The organism is Streptococcus castoreus DSM 17536 (assembly GCF_000425025.1).
GTDB lineage: Bacteria > Bacillota > Bacilli > Lactobacillales > Streptococcaceae > Streptococcus > Streptococcus castoreus.
The window spans coordinates 1-1,197 of the sequence record NZ_AUKZ01000046.1 but is presented as its reverse complement, the minus strand read 5'-3'; the positions used below and the strand labels follow the sequence as shown (position 1 = coordinate 1,197).

Genomic DNA, 1,197 nt, shown 5'->3' with positions numbered 1-1,197 from the left:
TTTTAGTGCTTGTTTTAATTCTTTAACATGAGTTGGAGTGAGTTCATTTATCATAACACTATTATAACGCTATTTTTGATTTTTGTTTAGTATTAATCTGTTTTCTCTGGTAATGTGGGCATTTTTAGGAATATCATCAAGTTTTACTTGGATTTCAATAGGAACATTCAAGTAGAAAACGACTACAATTTTGACATTTTTGTCTTTATTTCCGATTTGTAGTTTAGTTATGATGGATTTGTCTCATATGATGTTTTTTAAATGATGGTTTGATCACTTTTCATTATAAGTCATATGGGATTTTTAGTAGACAGAAAAAGCCCTATAACATCTAAAGTGGCATTACCCACTACAGAAAATATAGAGTTCTTTAAGTGTGAGATAAATAGACTGTTCATCAGACAGTGATTGGGAAAAAGAACAATAAAAAGGTGTAGAAAGTCTCTTCAGGTATGAGATTTTAGGTTAAGAGTCAAAAATGTTGTCTCAGTCCTAATTTTAGCTGATGTGTCACTAGGATTTTATAAAAAGTTGTTTTGAGTAATTTATGAGTCTAAGCAATGACAACTGTAAAGTTATGAAAAAGTTGAGTTTTTAAAATGCTTCGCAGGATGTATTATTTATCACAGTTTCCTTGTGAAGGTCTTTAATTCCAAGATTTTCATAGAAATTTAGGTATAATCTGCTCTTCATCTGTTTGCTTTTAAAACCTTGATATTTGGTCCAATCTCAGTTAAAAAATGGCTGCACAGGTTTCGCTAGCAAAAAGAAGTTCATATGTTTTAGAGAAATTCCCTAGCACTATAAGCCTTGATTTCTTGATTGAACGTATCCATCCAATATACGGTACTGCTAAAAAACAATATCCAAGAAGGGAACGATCTTCTAAAGAAAACTTTCCGTATCGTTTCTACGTTTTCTGTAGTACTTGTTGTGGTTACTATATAGATATAAAAAGTAGTTGGTTAATTATTTAATGTTAGCTTATTGTAAAAATATGAAGTTGGGTTTGGCATTGTTTGTAGGGACATAATCGTTTTGTCAAGTGTTTTAATGATATATCCACGACAGACGTAGAAAACAGTTACTCATGGTGCTAGTAAATCTCAATGTATTTTAGATTATAAGCAAGTATAATTTGTTCAATTCTCAATTGTAATCCTGTCACTCCTCTAGTCAGTGTGTGTTCTACATCAA

At 30.9% G+C, this 1,197-nt stretch carries 1 pseudogene; it reads right to left on the bottom strand.

Features of this window, described 5'->3' with window-relative positions:
- Positions 1 to 1,096: 1,096 nt before the first annotated feature.
- A pseudogene (locus H346_RS10560) lies at positions 1,097 to 1,197 on the bottom strand (IS982 family transposase); the annotation flags it as partial.